Genomic DNA, 14,950 nt, shown 5'->3' on the forward strand with positions numbered 1-14,950 from the left:
CTTATGGACGCGGCCCGAAAGAAACTGATCAAGGCACGGACCCGCCTGCTTTTGGAGCATCCGTTCTTCGGCTCTCTTTCCTTGAGGATGGAGCCGAAGGAGGATCCCCATTGTGCCACTGCTTGGACCGATGGCCGGACGCTCGCCTACAACCCCACCTATGTCGCCGGATTGCGGGACGAACAGGTGCAGGGATTGATGGCTCATACGGTCATGCACCCGGCCTGTCAGCATCACATCCGCCGCAAGGGGCGTGACCACAAGCTGTGGAACATGGCCTGCGACCACGCCATCAACTGGATTCTGCTGGATGCGGGTATCGAGCTGCCGCCCAAGTATCTCGACGATCCCGCCTTTCACGGCCTGACCGCTGACGAGATTTATGCCGAACTTCACTCCCGTCACGGAGAGGAAATGAAACCTTCGCTTTCTGATGGCGAAGGTGACTCCGACGGCGAAGTCGACTGGGACGGAGCTGAAGGAAAGGCGGGCGAAGGGAATGACCTTGGCGACGGTTCGCAAACCGGAGCAGGGGAGACTGGCGGCGATGGTCAGGTCGAGGACGGCAGCGCAGGGGATGATCCCGGCGATGTCGGCAGCGAACAGAGCGGCGACCCCGGCGGCAGCGGTGAGGTGCGTGACGGTGATCAACAGACCGAAGGCGGGGCCTCGGATGAATCCGGTACTGACGAGATGTGGGAGCTGGCGCTGGCGCAGGCCGCGCAGAATGCCCGAGAGATCGGTGACCTGCCCGGTAATCTGGAGCGGCTCATTGGCGAGGTGCTTAACCCGAAGCTGGACTGGCAGGAGTTGCTTTCGCGCTACATCAGTGACCGTGCTCGTGACGACTATAGTTGGTCCCCGCCCAACAAGCGATTTTTAACCATGGACGTGATCCTCCCGTCCTTGTCACACCAGAAACTGCCGGAGTTAGTGTTGGCCATCGACACCTCCGGCAGTGTGACAGAGCCTGAGATGAACCAGTTTGCAGCCGAGGTCTCCGGTATTTTGGAAGCCTTCGATACCACCATCCATGTGGTGTACTGCGACAGCGAAGTCAAAGGTGCGGATACGTTCGGGCGGTGCGATCTGCCGCTGGAACTGTCTCCAGAGGGCGGGGGCGGCACCGATTTTCGCCCTGTGTTCTCATGGGTGGAGCAGGAAGGCGTGGACCCGGCTTGTCTGGTCTATCTTTCCGATCTGGAATGCCTGAATTATCCCGAGCAGGAACCGGAATACCCGGTGCTCTGGGCGCAGGTTGGGCAGGGCGGCAAAGTGCCGCCATTCGGTGACATCATGGAAATCCGATAAGGAGGCAATCATGAAAATACATTGGGAAGTACTCAAGAAACGAGGCAACCATCGCCCGGTGCTTACGTATGAAATCGAGCTCGAGCAGTTTGAGGTGGATCTGGCAGTGCCACAGGTTGTCATCGACACAGCCATCGCCAAGCCGCCGTCCTCCTGGCGCTCCTATTGCTATCCCGGCGAAGATGAACGGGGTGGTGCTCCAATGGATTGGTACCGCTTGATGACGCCGTCACACAAGAAACGAAAGGTTGAGGACAAGCTGATCCTCTCCTGGCGCGAACCGTCCAATGAGTTCGTAGATGTGAAGGCTGCCTTTGAACGGCTTCGGACTCATTTCGAGTTGACCTTGAAAGGTGCGCACGACAGCGCTCCACTTGAGTTGGTGGAGCATCTGGAGCTGACTAAAGACACCAAGGAACACATCGTTTGCGGTGTGGCCTCGGCACGTTTTTTATCCGCGGTCGGGTTTTGATTACAAATTGAAAATGAGAGTGAGTTTCGTTACCTGTTATGAACAAGTCTGCACAATCCGTATTCATTGAGTATATGCGGGACAATGGTTTTGCCATGACCCCGCAACGTAAGGTCATCGTTGAAACCTTTTTGGAAACCGAGGGGCATTTTACGGCTGAAAGCCTCTGTGAATTGGTGAAGAATAAAGTGCCTGATGTGGGACAGGCCACGATCTATCGTACCTTGAAGCTCCTGGTGGAGTCGGGATTGGCGGACACCATCGACGGTCTTGATGGGACTGCGCTGTATGAGCACGACTATGGACATTCCCACCACGATCATCTGATTTGCGTACGGTGCAACAAGAAGATCGAGGTGTTTGACGAGGCCATTGAGAAGCGTCAGGAAGAAGTGGCGGAGGAGTATGATTTCAAGCTCACTCGACATCGCATGTATCTCTATGGTGTTTGCTCGGATTGCGCTGAATAAATCTGGATTCAAGTATCATATACAGGAACGCCCCGGTAGTGATCTCTGCCGGGGCGTTCCTGTTTGCGTTAGCGTTCCGTGTCGCGATTTCTGTTCCTTTCCGTATCCACCGGAGGAGTACGGGTCTCTTCTCTGGTATCGTCCTCATAATTCGGGAACATGGATTTCAGGCCGCGTTTCAGAAAATCCTTGGGCTTGTGTTTGCTGTTGATGCCTCGTCTGAATGTCATGTTTTGCTCCTTGGTTAGTTGTCTCGTTGAAAATTGGTTGGTGCCGAACAGATATTGCCGCTGCATTCGCAGCACAGACCGTAGATGATGTTCTGGTATCGAAAGAGAGTGAATCCCTGCTGTCGTGCGGTCTCATGTTGGAGGCACTCGAAGTAGGGGTTTTTGATGGGGGTGGACTTTCCGCAGCGCTCACAGATCATCTGGCAGGACTGATCACCCATGGGTTCGTAGTAGGTTACGCCGTCATTCTGGTGGATGCAGCGTGCGATCCCTGCGTTGTGCAAATGTTTTACGGTTCGATACACCGTTGACCGGCTGATGGTTTCGTCCACGCCCTGAACGTTGCCCAGCAGTTCTTCCGGGCTCATCTTGTCTTCTTCGCTCATGAAAACCTTGAATATCAACAGTCGTTGCTGTGTCAGCTTGAGGTTGTTGAGCGTCAGGTATTGTTTGAACGATTTGAGTGATTCCTGCATTTTTCGATCTTTTTTGCGTCGGTTTATGGCTTGAATTGTTTGAAGTTGACTTTCGTTCTCAATTAAGGGGGCTGATTGTGTCAATTAGAGTGTGTTCTTGAGATTCATGTTCAATTCCGTGTTTTCGTTGACCATGTGACCCTCAAGGCATATCACTGATATCGAAATTCATTATCAATTGCAACTGGAAGTTGCAGAAAAGGAATTTGAAATGACATCGCAGAAAACACTCAAAACAGTCGAGACCGGAGACAGCGTCCTTGTCCTTGCCGTTGATGCCGGAACCAAGGCGCGTACGCGTCTCGAGTCTCTTGGAATCATTCCCGGTGTCGAGGTTGACGTGCTCAGCAACACCAACGGCCCCATGCTTGTCTCCATTGGTGAGAGCAGGGTGATGGTTGAACGGGGAATCGCTGAGAAAGTGATCGTGGCCTGAGTGGTTGCATCTCATCTGTATAACTGAGGGGGAACCCATGAGATTAGACGAATTAAAACCAGGAACCGCCTGCGTCATGTCGGATATCACTGCCGATGGCGCGCTTGGACAGCGGTTGATGGATCTCGGATTTTATCCCGGGGCCGAAATCGAGATCGTGCGTAATGCGCCGCTCGTGGACCCGGTGGAAGTGCATCTTGATGGATACCATGTCTCTATCCGTCATACTGAGGCAAGGCACATTGAGGTGGAATTCTAATGGGTGCCAAAAATCTGCTGGTTGCCCTTGCCGGGCAGCCCAACTGCGGCAAATCGACTGTCTTCAATCTGCTGACCGGTGCGCGGCAGCATGTCGCCAACTACCCGGGCGTCACGGTTGAAAAGAAGACCGGTGCGTTCAATATCGACGACACCCGCGTTGAACTGGTCGATTTGCCCGGTACCTACAGCCTTACCTCGTACTCTCTTGAGGAGAGGGTGGCGCGTGATTTTCTGTTGGGTGACAACCCGTCGGTCGTCGTCGACGTTGCCGACGGTTCCAACCTCAAACGCAACCTCTACCTGACCCTCCAGCTCATGGAAATGGAAGTCCCTACCATCCTTAATCTGAACATGATGGATGTGGTGGAACGTCGCGGTCAGAAGATCGACATTGATAAGCTTGAGGAAGTCCTCGGCATCCCGGTTGTGCCTACAAAGGCCAAAAAAGGGGAGGGCAAGGAAGCACTCAAAGAGGCTGTGAAGCGCCTTGCCAACAGATGGCCGGGTGACAGCTTCAAGATCGACTACGGCAAGATGGAACCGTTCATCGCCGAGTTGGAGGACCTCCTCAGACAGGATCCCGTCCTCACCGTGCAGTATCCGGTTCGCTGGTTTGCCATCAAGCTGCTGGAAAACGACATTGAAGCGGCAGAGTTGCTTCGGCGCACCCATCCTGATGCGGAGAAGGTGCTTGCCCTGAATGCATCTTGCCGAGAGCGTTTTCAGCAGGATGCTGGCAATGCAGTGGAACGGCATATTGCTTTCACGAGACATGGGCTGTGCGCCAAGATTGCGCGTCAGACTGTGACTCTGCCGGAAACCAGGAAACGCTCTCTGTCAGATCGTGCTGACAAGTATGTCTGCAACCGTTTCCTTGGTCCTGTCATCCTCATCGCAATCCTCATGGTGCTGTATCAGGTGGCCATCGTCTTTGGAAACTGGCTGGCGTTGCAGGCGTGGCCCATTTGGGGGGCAATAGAGAACTTTGCGGCTGAGGTGCTGCCTGCCGCAGGATTCGTGGACGATCCGCTTTTGAGGGCCCTTGGTCTGTGGGTGGTCAAATCCACCACGGCGATTCTCAACTACCTGCCCATCTTCTTCCTGCTGTTCAGCCTCATCGCCATCCTAGAGGACAGCGGCTACATGCCACGCATGGCCTTTATTCTGGACCGGCTCTTCCGTCGCTTCGGGCTGCATGGCCAGTCCACGCTGCCCATGATTCTTGGTGGTGTATACGTGGGCGGTTGCGCCATCCCCGGCGTCATGGCCACCAAAGCGATTCCCGATGAACGGGCCCGTCTGGCTACTATAATGATCGTTCCGATGATGAACTGCCTGGCCAAGGTGCCGCTCTATCTGATTCTCATTGGCGCGTACTTTGCCGATGTGGGCGGATTTGCCATGTTTTTCATCGCCACTGTGACACTGTTCATGGCTTTGCCTGTGGCCAAGCTGCTATCGCTGACCGTACTCAAGAAGCAGCCGAGCGCTCCCTTCATCATGGAGATGCCGCCGTACCACATCCCCACCATGGGCGGCACTGTTCGTCGTGCTGGAGAGCGTATCTGGCTTTTCCTGAAGAAGATCGTGACCGTGGTCGCAGCCGTTGCCGTGGTCGTGTTCGTGCTCATCAATTACCCCGGTCTTCCGGAGAGTCGTCAGGCACATTACGCCGAGATGCAGAGTGCTGCGGTCAAGAGCTTCATGAAGGATGTGAACAAGTCCGGCTACAAGGGGGAGATCTCCCAAGGCGATGTCCTCCCGATGATTTTGTTTGGCGAGTCTCTGAAACGAGCCAAGCAGGGCGTGACGGACAAGGAGAAATCCGCGGCCATCAACGCGAAGTTCGAGGCCGATAACCCGACCTACTATGCGGTGGTCAAACGTGTGGGCAAGGACGGCAAGAAGCTGAACAGGTCCCTCAAAAAGGTCATCAAGGTGCGTAAGCAGGTCAGACGCGAAGCCCGCGCCGAGCGTTTCGAGACCAGCTTCCTCGGCACCATGGGGCGCGCCCTCGAACCTGTGACCCAGTGGGCCGGTTTCAACTGGCGCATCAACATCGCGCTCTTGTCCGCCTTTGCCGCCAAGGAGAACTCCGCGGCCACTCTGGGCTCCATCTACGGTATCGATGGCGAACAGACCGTGCAGGATTCCATGAAGGCAGGGGAGACCGGTTTCACCTCGCTGCACGCCCTTGCGCTGATGCTCTTCATGGCGCTGTATCCGCCGTGCGTCCCGACATCCATCATGGTCCGCCATCAGTCCAACTCCACCAAGTGGATGTTGTTCTCCATCGGCTACCAGACGTTACTGGGCCTGTTTGTGGCCAGTCTGGTCTTTACCGGGGGGACTGTGCTCGGTCTGACAGGCTTCCAGACCATGTGGGCCTTCTACGGCCTGTGCGTGGCCGCGACCCTGATCATGGCCATGATCCCTACACCAGAGGAAAAAGAAGAGACTACTGTCGCAACCAACATAACTTGCAAAGAAAATTGCTCTTAAGGAGGAGCGTATAATGAAAAAACTGATGATCGTACTCACCCTGGCCGCCATGCTGGCTTTTGCCGGACAGGCTTTTGCCCACAGCCCGCTGATGAGCTGCTTTGACAATGGCGATAACACCGTCACCTGCGAAGGCGGGTTCTCTGATGGTTCTTCCGCTTCCGGCGTGAAGGTGCACATCAATGACGGTAACGGCAAAACCATTATCGAAACCAAGATGAATGAGGACAGCGAGTACACCTTTGACAAGCCCGCTGGTTCCTACATGGTCATCTTTGATGCAGGTGAAGGCCATACCGTTGAAGTCAACGGTGCTGACATCGTGGAATAAGGAAATCCGGCGCAGGGGAGCGGTCGTTGTCCTGCGCTTTTTACGACTGGAATACTGAGAACAATATTCAATTTCAATCTGAGGAGTATTTGATGAAGAAACGTTTCATTCCCCTCCTGACCGCCTTGTGCGTGATGGCATTTACCGGCTCTGCCTTTGCCCATTTCATGGTTTTCTATACCCCGGAGATGATCATGGAAAAGGGTAAGGAACTCGACATGCGCATCGCATTCACCCATCCGGCCGAAGCCGGTCATATGATGGATATGGGTGGCATCGAGGAGTTCTATGTCCTGAAGGCCAAAGGCGACAAGGTCGTCAAAACCGATCTGAAAGACACGCTGAAAGAGATCACCTGGACGAACCCGCATTCCTCTGCACCGGCTTTTGCTGCCAAGGTTCCCAAAAAGGTTGTCCGTTCCATGGGTGACTATGTCTTCGTCATGAAGCCCGGTTACTACTTTGAGAAGGAAGAAGGCGTTTACATGCAGCAGATCACCAAGCTGGTCGTCAACGTCGGCGAAATGCCCACCCTTTGGAACGAACCGGTTGGTCTGCCCTGCGAAATCGTTCCCCTGATCAAGCCTTATGGCCTCTGGACCGGTAACGTCTTCAAGGCACAGGTCCTGTCCGAAGGCAAGCCCGTTGCCGGTGCAGAAGTGGAAGTGGAGTACATGAGCCACATGCCCAATCTGGACACCAACTCCATGCCCGCAGAGTCCTCCGTTGAGTACCCCAACGGTGCGCTCGTCACCCAGACCATCTTCTCCGATGCCAACGGTTACATCTCCTTCGGCATCCCCAAAGCTGGCTGGTGGGGCTTTGCCGCTCTCGGTGTCGGCCCGGATAAGGAATACAAGGGCAAGGAACTTGGTCAGGACGCAGTTATCTGGGTCAAGGCTGAGGACATGAAGTAGAACCCCCTTTCAACTTCATTCCTGTCATAGCGAACAACCCCAGAAGGTGCGGCGGGTTTCCCGGCCTGCCGCACCGAACAGATATTTTTAAAGGCGGTAGTGTCTGATGAATAATCCGGCAAATCGATCCATCGAACTTGACGACATTTGTGAATTTCAGGTTCTGGACGCAGTCCAGATGACCGTGCACCAGTTTGCCGAATCCCTGAGTCACATTATCGATGCCAAGGATCATTGTACTTATAACCACTCGGAAGAGGTCGCCGTCATGGCGCAGACCATCGGCCAGCAGATGGGATTGTCAGCCAAGCAGGCCGACATCCTTCATGTGGCCGGGCATCTCCACGACATCGGCAAGGTCGGCATTCAGGATTCCATCCTCAAAAAGCGCGGCCCGTTGACCAAATCCGAGTTCAACATCATCAAACGGCATCCCGAGATCGGCGCGCAGATCATGGCACCCGTGCTTCCCTTTTCCGGTAAGAACGGCATCGTCAAAATGATTCTGCACCATCACGAGAGATTCGATGGGAAAGGCTACCCCCACGGCCTGAAAGGGCATGAGATTCCCCTGGGCGCGCGCATAATTGCCGTGGCCGACAGTCTTTCCGCCATGTTGCAGCATCGGCCCTATCGAAAGGCCATGAGCTACGAACAGGCTTTGGACGAGCTCATAGCCTGCACCGATACTCAGTTTGATCCCAAGGTCGTTGATGCCTTCTTCGGCGTTCGGGAGATTATCTGGGATTATCTCGGATCGCTGCACAAGCGGGAGGGCGCGGCATGATCATGGGGAAGAACCCCCGACAGATGACCCGCGAAGTGGTGGTCAAACCCTCTGGCTCCGGGACTGAATCCAGGCTGGTCCTGATGGTGGCCCTGCTGACCATTGCAATTTGCAGTGCGGCCATTGTGCTTCGCAATACTGCAGCCAAGGCCAAGGAAGTGCCTACATGGCAGGTTGACGCCTTTGAGGACTTGCGGGCTGAGGAACTCGCCATTTTCAATGGGTTGATTTCGGCCGCTCCGGAGATCGATATATTTCATGAGGACGAAGGAGGAGAATGGCCTTCCGTTGATGCGTTGGCCGCTGATTTCATCCCTCCCTTTGTTCAGGATGCTGCCTGGAAAAAGAACGGCGCCATGGCTTGGATCCGCAGCATAATCAATACGCAGGATAAGCATATCGCCATGTACGTGGGCCACCCGTTGGATGTGACCAAAAGCGGTTCTTTCATGCTGGTCATGCTGCATGACCATGTGAAGAAGGAAGGCAACGCCGGGGGAGCGACTCACGCTCCCTATGAAGTCTGGATTCATGCCTCCCCCGTGGCGGAAATCCCTTCCATGGTCACCGATCAGGCTCTCATCAACAAGGGATGGCGTGAGGTGGTGGCCCGCAAGGGTGATGACGAGACCCGTCGAACCAGAGAGGAGTTCGTCAAATGATCAGGATTTTACTGTTGTCCTTGTGTGCGGTCTGCCTGATGACCGGAGCGGCCCATGCTGATGGGAAACAACGCATTGGTGTGACCCTGCATCCCTACTACAGCTTTGTCACGGCCATCGTGGGCGATACCGCCGAGGTTATTCCGCTTATTGGAGAGGGATTCAACCCGCATAACTATCGGCCCCAGCCCGAGGACATCAAGAAGTGCATGGGCTTCGATGTAATGGTGGTCAACGGTATCGGGCATGACGAGTTCGCCTTCGAGACCGTGGAGGCGGCAAACATGAAAGAGAAGCTGCCCCTCATCTTTGCCAACAAGGATGTCTCCCTTATTCCGGTTTCCGGCCATCTGGACGGCAAGAAGGTGGTCAATCCGCACACCTTTGTATCGGTCACTGCTTCGGTGCGGCAGGTCTACACCATTGCCAAGGGGCTGGGAGAGCTGTTTCCGGAGAACGCCAGTTTATACCGCACGAATGCCCGGGCTTACGCCAACAAACTTCGCAAGATGAAATCAGAGTATATGGCGCGCATTGCGGATCTGCCGTCCATGGACTTCCGTTGCGCCACTATTCACGGCGGGTATGACTATCTCTTTCAGGATTTCGGCCTTCAGGTAACGGCTGTCATCGAGCCGGGCCACGGCCTCAAGCCTACGGCCAGCCAGCTTGCCAAGACCATTGACGAGATAAACCGCCTCGGCGTGGAAGTGATCTTCACCGAGATGGCCTTTCCGGACAAGTACGTGGAGACCATTCAAGAGGAGACCGGTATCCGCATCCGGCATCTTTCCCACCTGACCCATGGCGAGTATTCCGCAGACGGTTTCGAGAAGGGGCTTCGCGCCAATCTCGAGGCGTTGACCAATGCGTTAGTGGACGCCCGGAACATGAAGCAGGGAGGCTAGGGTGCGATCTTTGACTCGATTCGTCGGTGGCCCGTCCATCCATTTTGAGAACGTCAGTCTGAAGCTGGGCGGAAATTCCATCCTCCACAACGTGAATTTCTCGGTGAAGCGGGGGAGTATCCATTGCATCATCGGACCCAACGGCGGCGGCAAGACCTCGCTCATCCGGTGCCTGCTCGGACAGATGCCTCACTCCGGCAATATTCGCATGTGCTGGGGCAAAGGCTCGGTCATGGGCTACGTGCCGCAGTCTCTCGACTTTGACGACACGCTCCCTCTCACCGTGGGCGATTTTCTCGCCATGATCAGTCAGAGCCGTCGTCCTGCATTCATGGGAATGGTGCGCAGCATTCGCTCGTCCATCATGGAAGCTCTGGAACGCGTGGGCATGGACAAGAAGGTTGCCCGTCCATTTGGTGCGTTGTCCGGCGGTGAACGCCAGCGTGTCTTGTTGGCGCAAGCCCTTATCCCCGAACCTCAGTTGCTGATCCTCGACGAACCCGCCACCGGGCTTGATAAATCCGGTGCGGTCATCATGCATGAGATCATCAATGAGCTGGTGTCCAACGGTACGACCGTCATGATGATTCATCATGATCTGGCCGAGGTCCGCGACATGGCCCACGGCGTTACCTGCATTAATCGGGAGATCCTGTTCAGTGGTGATCCCAAAGAGCTGCTGACCCCAGAGCGCATTTTCAACATCTTTTCGGCAACCGGGAAGGCCGCGTAGCCCATGGAACATCTGTACGATCTTATCCGGCTGCCCCTCATGGAAATGGGCAAGACAGGCTATCTGCCTGAATCCTTCCAGTACGCCTTTGTGGTGAATGCGCTGTTGTGCGCGTTGGTGGCCGGGCCGCTCTTGGGCGGTATCGGAACCATGGTCGTGTCCAAACGATTGGCCTTCTTTTCCCAGGCGGTGGGGCAGGCTGCCCTGACCGGTGTCGGCCTCGGCGTCATGCTTGGCGAGCCTGTTACGGCGCCTTATGCATCGCTGTTCGGTTTCTGCATCCTGTTTGCCCTCACCATGAACTACACCCGTAACCGGACCCGCATGAAGCAGGATACGGTCATCGGCGTATTCCTCTCCATATCTTTGGCCGTGGGGGCATGCGTGCTTCTCTATGTGACCGCCAAGGTGAATATGCATGTGCTGGACAACATATTGTTTGGCTCCATCCTCACGGTGAATGATACGGACATGAATGTCCTTCTGATTATCGGTACGCTGTGTGTTCTCGTGGGTATCCCTACGTACAATCATATGCTGTTGGCGAGCTTCAACCCGAGTCTGGCGCAGGTGCGCGGCGTGAACGCCAAGCTCTATGATTACGTGTTCGTGCTCATGGTCACGGTCATCACCGTGGCCTGCCTCAAGATCGTCGGCGCGGTGTTGGTAGAGGCTCTGCTTATCATTCCGGCGGCGGCCGCTCGCAATGTGAGCCGCTCCATTCGTGGATTTTTCTTCTATAGTGTTATCTTTGCCACCGTTTCCTGCTTCCTTGGCATCATCGTGCCTATGCAGTTCGAGATTCCGGTGCCGTCTGGCGGGGCCATTATCCTTGCCGCGTCCTGCATCTTTGCTTTTACCGCCGGGATCCGGGCGTTCTCCGGCTCCTTCAAGGAGGCTGCCGCATGATGAAGCGTGCATTGTTTCTGGTCCTTGTCTTGGCTTTTGCCGTTTCATCTGCCCATGCCACAGACAGAAAGGTGACTGTTTTGACGTCTCTTGAGGTGACACAAGCTGTGGGAGAAATCCTTGCCAAAGGCACATCCATCAAGGTGCTCAATGTCATTCCCAAAGGCTACTCCATGCGTGGGCAGGATGCGTATTTGAAGAAACACCAGAAGGCGCTTTTCAAGACCGCTGCCTCGGCCGACGCTGTACTAACCGTTGCCTCTGCATGGCCTGCTGATCCTCTCTATAAATGGGCGCGCCGCGGAAACATCCGCATCGTGAACATCGATGTGGCAAAGCCGCTCGACGAGTATGGTGCGGGGGTGCCGCTTGTTGAGGTAGACGGCAAGTCGTCCCCGTTTGTCTGGCGCAGTCCGGCTAACTTTACTCGCATGGCTTCCATCGTGTCGGACGATCTGTGCCGTCTTTCTTCTCCTGACGCCGAGGTTATCAAGGCGAATCTGAAAGCCTTGCAGACTGCGCTCTTCAAGTTGCGCAGCAAATATGAAGCAGCGTTTGTGGATCTTGAATTTGTCGATCTGGCAGCCTTCACCAGCGGCTACACGTACATTGCCGACGAGTTCGGTCTCGATATCCTTTTTTACGAGCTGGCTCCGGAATCCAAGTGGAGCGATGCTGATGTCGAACGCATCGCCGCGCAAATCAAACGTGAAAAAGTGAAAGGGGTGCTGTGTGCCTGGGAGCCGGATGCTCTGGGTACGGAAGCCATTCGAAAGGGAGGAGCGATTCCGGTCGTAATGGAACGCTTCAACCCTGATGAAAAGGCCGATCCTCTGGAGGCGCTGGTCGGCTGGTATGAGGGAAATCTTTCCCGCCTTGTTACTGCCTTGAATAACTGATGTGGAGGTCCGAAATGGATACAGTCATCGCCATTCTCATCATCGCTGCTGCGGGATATTTCGTCTTCAGAAAAGTATACGGCCAGATCAAGGGCAAGGAGGGCGCAGGCTGCGGTTGTGGTGGCAGTTGTGCTCCAAAGAATTCTTCCGGTGGCTGCTGCGGCGGCACTGATAGTGATAAAAACTGCTCTTGCGGAAAATAGGAGAGATTATGCGACGTACCTATATGTATACCATCGTCTTCAGTGTTGCCTGGCTTCTCGCTTTTGCCGTTTGCGCGGAGCTGGCATTGGCATCGACTTGCGTTGTTCCCTCTCAATCAAAACCGGGAGCAGCCCTCTATCAGGTTGGGAGGTCGAGTCTGGGAGGTGCTCTGTCGCCTCACTGTATGTAACCCGCCCCAATAGGCGGGACTGCGCAGCGGTTCATCCGTCTGCAAGAACCTTCAACCAGTGAGGTAGATATGAGCAAGACTTTGATCGTTTATGGTTCCACCACCGGCAATACTGAAGCAGTGAGCGATGATATCGCAAAGATTCTGGAGAAAAACGGTCATAGCGTGAAGATCCAGAGTGCCGCTGAAGTAAAGATTGACGGCATGGCCGAAGGATTTGATGCGGTCTTCCTCGGTTGTTCCACCTGGGGCGACGATGAGATCGAATTGCAGGATGACTTTATCCCGGTCTTTGACGACCTCGACAAGGCAGGCTTGAAGGATAAAAAAGTGGCCGTGTTCGGCTGCGGGGATTCCGCTTACGAGTATTTCTGCGGCGCCGTGGACGTCATTGAAGAGAAGTCCGAACAATTGGGGGCCGTCCTGCTGGGCGATTCCCTGAAAATAGACGGTGATCCTGATGCTGACGAAATCACGTCATGGACCGAAGCCGTCATGACCAAGATGTAGACCGTTTGCAGCGGGCAACGGTTTAGTATTCCCGTCATTTGAACAGGCGGGTCTGACGCCAGCGGCATCCTTCGGGGTGCCGCTTTGGTGCTTAAGGAAAGATTGCAGTACGTAACGGGTTCGTATAGGAAGGGGGGCTCAGGAGAATAATATGGATTTTGCAACCATTGCTAGTTTAAGAAAATATCTTTCCATCAAACATAGTCTGCCCGGCCGCATCCGCATCAAGTTTGCCATGAGTATCATGAATGATCCCGAGGCAATGAAGCTGGCCCAGTCCCCGCCGGAAATGCCTCCGGCCGTGACCGATACACAGTTGAATCTGTTTTCCAGAACCTTGCTTCTCGAGTACGATGCCGAACAGATACCGCCCGAATTGCTTGAAGAGCTCATCACCACAGACGATGATGCTCGAGCCTCAGAGGTCGTGGAAGAACTGCACGGTTTACTGTACGCATAGTCTTTTGACTTCCCATGAAAATCACTCTTTACCGGGTGATTTTTTTTGGTGCTAAATTTGAGATTGACTATGAGAATCGTTTTCAATACATTGGGTTCACCAAATGAATGAGACTGCTGGTGTTGAGGCATGGATGGCTTCCACGGCAGAACGTCCTAGCCATTTAGCAGATAGGTGAGCCATGTCCCGGAAAAGCCAGTCTAAGAATCGACTCACTTCACATACCAATCAGCCATCAACCAACCTTGTAGAACAAGGGCACGCCGCCAAACGTCGCAAGACAGCTTCCCTCCAGGCTGGCGGCGTGCTCTTGTCCTTGGCTGGGGTATTGGCCTGCAACTACCTCGGGCTTGGGCTTGGCAGAGTAGTTTGCCAGGGTCTGCTGGTTGCCGCTCTCGGTGCTCCTATGCGTGGAGCATCTACGAATAGCGTTCGCTGTTAGAAAATCATTCTCAAAGTTGTAACAGTTCTTCACACTATGGTAGTCTGGTTTTTCCTAGCTACCTTAAGGAGTGTATTGGAAAATGAATGAGCTCACTGAAAAGTTGATGTTGATTGCTGCTGGAGCGGCTGTGGGAGCTGTTGGCTATATGGCCATTAAGCACCCTGATGAACTCAAGGAGTTCATGGGCGATGCCGCTGAATTGGGGCAGAAATTTTTTGAAAAGACCATGAGTGAAATGGCTGAGCAGATGGCGCAGCCGAAGGGCTCATAAGGATAAAGGCATGGCTGTTAATCGTATTGCTTATTTGATTGCCGGAGCAGCGCTAGGCGCGGCTGGCATGGCGTTGGTGAAGGAAGGGAAGGGTGAGAACCTCCTGCAGAGTCTTGTTCAAGGTGGACATGGCTTGACCGAGAAATTGTTGGGCACTGTAGAGACCATCAAGGAAGACGTGGAAGATTATCTGGCCGAAGCCAAGTATGCTCACGATGAAAAAGTCGCCGCAGCCGCAGCCGCTGCAACGGCAGCCGCAACTGCCGCTACAGCTGCTGCAGCCGAGACGAAGCCTGCTCCCAAAAAGGCCACGGCAAAAAAAGCAGCTCCCAAGAAGTCCGCCGCCAAGAAGACTACCGCCAAGAAGTCAGCAACGAAGAAGCCCGCCGCACAAAAGGCCGCTCCCAAGAAGACTGCTGCTAAAAAGGCCACAGCTACAAAGGCTGCCACAAAGAAGGCTGCTCCCAAGAAGCCTGCAGCGACAAAGGCTGCACCGAAAGCTGCTTCTAAATAGTAGGTAGGATCTGGTTAGTAATATCTCATCCCCGCCGTGCGTGAGGATGGAC

General features: G+C 54.6%; 22 protein-coding genes. 20 read left to right on the forward strand and 2 right to left on the reverse strand.

All coding sequences use genetic code 11. The annotated features are described in order from the left end of the window. Positions 1–3 precede the first annotated feature (3 nt). The 3 genes from HFN16_RS11230 to HFN16_RS11240 are packed head-to-tail and all read left to right on the forward strand — an operon-like array spanning position 4 to position 2,253. Positions 4–1,311, forward strand: coding sequence for a VWA-like domain-containing protein (locus HFN16_RS11230; protein WP_168890839.1), 1,308 nt, complete (start codon positions 4–6; stop codon positions 1,309–1,311). Between the two features lie 10 nt (positions 1,312–1,321). After that, positions 1,322–1,783 (forward strand): hypothetical protein, encoded by a 462-nt coding sequence (locus HFN16_RS11235; RefSeq protein WP_168890840.1) that lies wholly within the window; start codon positions 1,322–1,324, stop codon positions 1,781–1,783. 38 nt (positions 1,784–1,821) lie between these two features. Further along, complete coding sequence (locus HFN16_RS11240) at positions 1,822–2,253, forward strand: transcriptional repressor (RefSeq protein ID WP_168890841.1); 432 nt, start codon at positions 1,822–1,824, stop codon at positions 2,251–2,253. Between the two features lie 68 nt (positions 2,254–2,321). On the opposite strand, the gene HFN16_RS11245 is transcribed toward HFN16_RS11240, so the two are convergent. Together HFN16_RS11245 and HFN16_RS11250 are read right to left on the reverse strand one after the other, a co-directional pair. Next, positions 2,322–2,483 carry a hypothetical protein gene (locus tag HFN16_RS11245; RefSeq protein WP_168890842.1) on the reverse strand — a complete coding sequence of 54 codons (162 nt, stop codon included), beginning with the start codon at positions 2,481–2,483 and terminating at the stop codon, positions 2,322–2,324. Between the two features lie 14 nt (positions 2,484–2,497). After that, positions 2,498–2,959, reverse strand: coding sequence for a Fur family transcriptional regulator (locus HFN16_RS11250; RefSeq protein ID WP_168890843.1), 462 nt, complete (start codon positions 2,957–2,959; stop codon positions 2,498–2,500). Positions 2,960–3,170: 211 nt separating this feature from the next. Between HFN16_RS11250 and HFN16_RS11255 the strand changes: the two genes are divergently transcribed. The 17 genes from HFN16_RS11255 (at position 3,171) to HFN16_RS11335 (ending at position 14,898) form a co-directional block, all read left to right on the forward strand. Next, entirely contained in the window at positions 3,171–3,395 is a 225-nt protein-coding gene (locus HFN16_RS11255) for a FeoA family protein (RefSeq protein ID WP_168890844.1), read from the forward strand. Positions 3,396–3,432: 37 nt separating this feature from the next. Continuing rightward, a complete protein-coding gene (locus HFN16_RS11260) occupies positions 3,433–3,654 on the forward strand; it encodes a FeoA family protein (protein WP_168890845.1) in 222 nt (73 codons plus the stop codon). Next, a complete protein-coding gene (feoB, locus tag HFN16_RS11265; RefSeq protein WP_168890846.1) occupies positions 3,654–6,158 on the forward strand; it encodes a ferrous iron transport protein B in 2,505 nt (834 codons plus the stop codon). Before HFN16_RS11260 ends, feoB begins: the two co-directional genes overlap by 1 nt. A gap of 13 nt (positions 6,159–6,171) precedes the next feature. Next, positions 6,172–6,489, forward strand: coding sequence for a hypothetical protein (locus HFN16_RS11270; RefSeq protein ID WP_168890847.1), 318 nt, complete (start codon positions 6,172–6,174; stop codon positions 6,487–6,489). A gap of 92 nt (positions 6,490–6,581) precedes the next feature. After that, entirely contained in the window at positions 6,582–7,406 is an 825-nt protein-coding gene (locus tag HFN16_RS11275; protein WP_168890848.1) for a DUF4198 domain-containing protein, read from the forward strand. A gap of 106 nt (positions 7,407–7,512) precedes the next feature. Next, positions 7,513–8,193 carry an HD-GYP domain-containing protein gene (locus tag HFN16_RS11280; protein ID WP_168890849.1) on the forward strand — a complete coding sequence of 227 codons (681 nt, stop codon included), beginning with the start codon at positions 7,513–7,515 and terminating at the stop codon, positions 8,191–8,193. Between the two features lie 2 nt (positions 8,194–8,195). Beyond that, positions 8,196–8,855 carry a DUF6162 family protein gene (locus HFN16_RS11285; RefSeq protein WP_168890850.1) on the forward strand — a complete coding sequence of 220 codons (660 nt, stop codon included), beginning with the start codon at positions 8,196–8,198 and terminating at the stop codon, positions 8,853–8,855. Then, positions 8,852–9,763: a zinc ABC transporter substrate-binding protein gene (locus tag HFN16_RS11290; protein WP_168890851.1), complete on the forward strand. Its 912-nt coding sequence runs from the start codon at positions 8,852–8,854 to the stop codon at positions 9,761–9,763. The genes HFN16_RS11285 and HFN16_RS11290 overlap by 4 nt, the downstream gene beginning before the upstream one ends. Before the next feature lies 1 nt (position 9,764). Next, complete coding sequence (locus HFN16_RS11295; protein WP_210772190.1) at positions 9,765–10,496, forward strand: metal ABC transporter ATP-binding protein; 732 nt, start codon at positions 9,765–9,767, stop codon at positions 10,494–10,496. A 3-nt stretch (positions 10,497–10,499) separates the two neighbouring features. Then, entirely contained in the window at positions 10,500–11,405 is a 906-nt protein-coding gene (locus HFN16_RS11300; protein ID WP_168890852.1) for a metal ABC transporter permease, read from the forward strand. Continuing rightward, positions 11,402–12,304: a zinc ABC transporter substrate-binding protein gene (locus HFN16_RS11305; RefSeq protein WP_168890853.1), complete on the forward strand. Its 903-nt coding sequence runs from the start codon at positions 11,402–11,404 to the stop codon at positions 12,302–12,304. The genes HFN16_RS11300 and HFN16_RS11305 overlap by 4 nt, the downstream gene beginning before the upstream one ends. A gap of 14 nt (positions 12,305–12,318) precedes the next feature. Then, complete coding sequence (locus HFN16_RS11310; protein ID WP_168890854.1) at positions 12,319–12,507, forward strand: FeoB-associated Cys-rich membrane protein; 189 nt, start codon at positions 12,319–12,321, stop codon at positions 12,505–12,507. 260 nt (positions 12,508–12,767) lie between these two features. After that, positions 12,768–13,208 carry a flavodoxin gene (locus tag HFN16_RS11315; protein ID WP_168890855.1) on the forward strand — a complete coding sequence of 147 codons (441 nt, stop codon included), beginning with the start codon at positions 12,768–12,770 and terminating at the stop codon, positions 13,206–13,208. Positions 13,209–13,359: 151 nt separating this feature from the next. After that, a complete protein-coding gene (locus HFN16_RS11320) occupies positions 13,360–13,668 on the forward strand; it encodes an HMA2 domain-containing protein (RefSeq protein WP_168890856.1) in 309 nt (102 codons plus the stop codon). A 181-nt stretch (positions 13,669–13,849) separates the two neighbouring features. Beyond that, entirely contained in the window at positions 13,850–14,110 is a 261-nt protein-coding gene (locus tag HFN16_RS11325) for a hypothetical protein (protein ID WP_168890857.1), read from the forward strand. Between the two features lie 82 nt (positions 14,111–14,192). After that, positions 14,193–14,384 (forward strand): hypothetical protein, encoded by a 192-nt coding sequence (locus HFN16_RS11330; RefSeq protein ID WP_168890858.1) that lies wholly within the window; start codon positions 14,193–14,195, stop codon positions 14,382–14,384. Positions 14,385–14,394: 10 nt separating this feature from the next. Continuing rightward, positions 14,395–14,898: a hypothetical protein gene (locus HFN16_RS11335; protein ID WP_168890859.1), complete on the forward strand. Its 504-nt coding sequence runs from the start codon at positions 14,395–14,397 to the stop codon at positions 14,896–14,898. The last annotated feature ends 52 nt before the right edge of the window (positions 14,899–14,950 follow it).

Origin of the sequence: Pseudodesulfovibrio sp. zrk46 (assembly GCF_012516435.1) — a bacterium.
Classification (GTDB): Bacteria; Desulfobacterota; Desulfovibrionia; order Desulfovibrionales; family Desulfovibrionaceae; genus Pseudodesulfovibrio.